At 38.4% G+C, this 4011-nt stretch carries 2 protein-coding genes and 2 pseudogenes; all 4 read left to right on the top strand.

Going from position 1 to position 4011, the window contains the following annotated elements:
- Positions 1–538: 538 nt before the first annotated feature.
- Entirely contained in the window at positions 539–1993 is a 1455-nt protein-coding gene (ypjCB, locus tag ATB02_RS25235; protein ID WP_105272383.1) for a YpjCB family protein, read from the top strand.
- Between the two features lie 318 nt (positions 1994–2311).
- Positions 2312–2479: pseudogene (locus ATB02_RS25230) on the top strand (recombinase family protein); the annotation flags it as partial.
- A 266-nt stretch (positions 2480–2745) separates the two neighbouring features.
- A pseudogene (locus tag ATB02_RS26305) lies at positions 2746–2862 on the top strand (ATPase); the annotation flags it as partial.
- A gap of 67 nt (positions 2863–2929) precedes the next feature.
- Positions 2930–4011, top strand: a 1082-nt coding sequence (locus ATB02_RS25220) for an AIDA repeat-containing protein (protein WP_198600597.1), incomplete at its 3' end; no start/stop codon positions are given.

The following is a 4011-nucleotide window of genomic DNA, read 5'->3' as shown; positions in this document are numbered from 1 at the left end:
AAATTGCTTACATGTGGAATTAAGTAATTAACGATAAAGCCAGAGTATTATCATTTATTATACCCCTTCATTTAATCAGGTTAATTACTCAAATCACTGAACTATTCTCTGTTCGCTCACTTATGCTGAGTGAGTACCACGACCAATGTATGTAGAACAATGCCGTAGAGTAAGGATGAAATGTCTCTGCCACGCCTTAAACATCTAATACTGACTAGAACCGCCGTCGCATGCAGAAGAGTCTTGTGAGCGTTACAGGAGTCTGGCTTTGCTCATTAATCAACGCTATTTAGATATAAATTTCTAATACTCGAAAAACGATTTTCACAAATAAATTATAACGGGTGGTTTTTATCATACAGCGAAATAACCTTTTGTTTATTAAATTTAACATTCCTGTGCTAAATTAATTAAAAGTACCATGTATAGCATATGAAGCTGTTAATGCCAGCAATTGTCTCAAATGAGCGATTTTTTATAGTGACAAACAATAATAACATTAAAAATAGTCATGTAGACATTAACTGAGGAAAAGACAATGTTAGTTAGTAAAAGCAACGAAATTAACACTAGCACATTTATAAATAGTGGAAATTGTAATGAAAGAAAATCTTCTAAATCCATGGAGTTACTAGCTTATAGTATTATAAAATTAATTTGTAAAGAAGCTGCCTCAGGGACGTATAACGGTGCTCTTGAAATTTTACAAAAAATGATGTCTGAATGTAAATATCATGAAGGCAATGCTTTTGTCATTAAGGGAGCCGGAGAACAATTAAAACGTATTAAATATGATGCTAATGAAAATAAATTAAAAGTATACAACGTACACTTTGATAATAATCAAGAGTTAGTTGCTGATGGTGAGCCTGACGTAGTATTTTTAAAAAAAACGGTGTGGGAAGACCTTCTCGTTAAACTAAAGCTGGAGAACAAAGAAAATGCGGTTTCTGAAATTAACCTGTCATCTAATAAAAATAATGTTGATCAGTTTATTGAATGCGCTAAGAGAAATGAACAGACCCTATTCGACAATATAAGAAAAAGTGATTTTCATGTTGCTTCACTTCAGCCAGGTAGAACGCGTAGTGTTATTTCAGAAACGCCGCCAAATGACTGTATGGAATCACATAATTTATATGAAAACCACACAGATAAGGTTTCAACTGTAACTAAAAATTCTCAGCAAGTTAAAGGTCACTATGGAGATAAGTTGAAAGAAATGCAGTTGTTCCTCAACCAGATGAGCAATGCACTTCAACAGGATTCATCTTTGTTAGAGTCAAAGGAACACACCATAGATATTCAAGAAAAAACGAATAAGTTTGTGCAGCATTTTCAGCGGGTATTATTTGATAAAAATGGAAGGTCATCAGAGTTTCTACTTAATTTTTATGAGTGTTGCTATAAGTTTTTACCAAGAGCGCAGCCTCAAGATAAAATCGATAGCTATAATTCAGCACTGCAAGCTTTTTCCATCTTTTGTTCATCTACGTTGACACATAATAATGTAGGGTTTAATTTCAAATTATTTCCAGAAGTCAAGCTGTCTGGAGGAGATCTTGAAACGGTATTCAAATACAAAAATGGCAATTTTGTCTGGGAGATAGCCAGAATTAAAATTACTCTCCCAAAAGAAGAGGGTGGTTTATATAATTTAGGTGGATTGGACTTTAAGGGGTGCTTCTTTTCTGGACAGAACTTCAGTAACTATGATATTAAATATGTGAACTGGGGGACGTCATTGTTTGGTGTTGATACTCCGTGTATTTTTAATACGCCTGCTAACAATGAGAGTTATGAAAAATCATTAAAGCCTGTGAGCGAAAACGGTTTAAATGGAGTCTTATCTGATCGTAATAAAAAAATAAAAATGATCACGGGTGTGGCACCATTCGATGGTATTTCATCTATGGATGATGACTTTGATGATAGTTCCTCTGAGGATGAGCCCGTTGAGAATAGTCCTGTTGTGACTAGGCCCCTTGTATAAAGTTCTAAAAGCAGTTTTCAATGATAAATAAATGGCGATTTTTACAAAGAGATAATAACGTAGATTGAAATAATATGTATTATTGATTGAGTAAACGGGATTATTCTTCACACTGCATCCATTTTGCTGTCACTACCAAAGTAAAAGGGGCTACGCTTTCACGTAACCCCTTGATTTATTTGATGAGTTGGCGGTGTCTGAACTGGTGCTGTAATTGGTTGAAATATTTCATCTAATGTCTGGTTCAACTTTCCTTAGCTGCTTGAAAGTTTTTTGATCTTACCCAGCAATAATAGGGTGACGGTGCACCACGCCTGACTGAAGAACTGCGTGCTCAGAGTTACCACTTCAGCGCATAACCGTGGCAGCAGGCCCGGACAGAACAAACAGCTCAGGACATTATCGGTAGGGGACGCACTGCTAGTCTGTAAACTGAACCGACTGGGGCGCAGTATGTGGCATCTTGTCGTGCTGTTGGAGGAGCTGTGAGAACGTGGTATTAACTTTCGTGCTCTGACTCTACCAATATTTGCCCAACAATGGGGGGACGAAAGCTGTAAAAGTAAAACAATCTGCAATCTCAATATTATTGTGTGATTTTTATGTGAGCAGAAGATATTCATCAGAAATGATTATGTAAATCATTTTATTTTTTCCGACGGCTTCAATGTTGAAAGAAAAGAATACGCCCGTATTTCCTGAATAGATTGACTTTTTTATCCAACCACACTTCAGCGCACTGCGTTTAAAAAATGCCTCTTTCTTATGCGGAATATCATCATTTCATCATGATGTCTTTGATGAGCGGTGAACACAATACACTTGCGCTGTCTCTTAAGGATGAATCCCCTGGTCTGGTGCCTGTGGGCCGATGTTGCAGCAGAGCTAAGGTCGCTTACCCGCTACTCAGTATTCACTTTTCAGAGGATGAAATTTATGAACAGGACCAGTCGCTATTATTTTCGCCGTTCAGTACTTTCCTTATTGATATCTGCCTTGATATATGCTCCGCCCGGGATGGCGGCCTTTACCTCTAATGTTATTGGTGTGGTAAACGATGAGACTGTAGATGGTGTCCAAAAAGTAGATGAACGAGGTACAACAAATAATACTCATATTATCAACCATGGCCGGCAGGATGTTTATGGCGGGGTATCTAATAGAAGTCTTATTGAATCAGGTGGATATCAAGATGTAGGAGGTCATAACAATTTTGTGGGGCAGGCTAATAATACAACCATTAACGGGGGCAGACAGACAATTCATGACGGGGGTATTTCCACAGGTACGATAATCGAGAGTGGCAATCAGGACGTTTATACAGGTGGTATCAGCAATGGAACGACAATTAAGGGGGGTAATTCACACATAAGTGGGGGGACTGCGAATGGAACAATCATTGATGGTGGCAGCCAACGAGTAACAACTCAGGGGCATGTCGACAGTACAACGATAAATAAGTCTGGCTCTCAGGACATCACGCAAGGAAGTCTGGCAACGAACACAACCATAAATGGTGGTCGACAGTATGTTGAACAGAGCACAGTAGAAACAACCACCATTAAAAATGGCGGTGAGCAAAGAGTATATGAAAGCTATGCGCTGGACACGACGATTGAAGGTGGAACTCAGTCTTTGAATAATAAGTCAACGGCAAAATATACTCAGATCTATTCTGGAGGTACGCAAATTGTTGATTACACCAGCACCTCGGATGTTATTGAAATTTATTCCGGTGGCGTGCTTGATGTTAGTGGTGGTACGGCAACAAATGTTACCCAGCACGATGGTGCAATTTTAAAAACAAACACTAACGGTACGACGGTGAGCGGTACGAATAGTGAAGGTGCATTCTCCATCCACAATCACGTGGCAGACAATGTGTTGCTGGAAAATGGTGGTCATTTAGACATAAATGCATATGGTTCGGCAAACAAGACAATTATTAAAGATAAAGGAACAATGTCAGTTTTAACGAATGCTAAAGCTGATGCGACCCGAATAGATAATGGCGGCGT

Origin of the sequence: Escherichia sp. MOD1-EC5189, from assembly GCF_002966045.1 — a bacterium.
Taxonomy (GTDB): Bacteria; Pseudomonadota; Gammaproteobacteria; order Enterobacterales; family Enterobacteriaceae; genus Escherichia; species Escherichia coli_F.
Note: the sequence above shows the minus strand (reverse complement) of the source record. Positions and strands in the feature narration are given on the sequence as shown.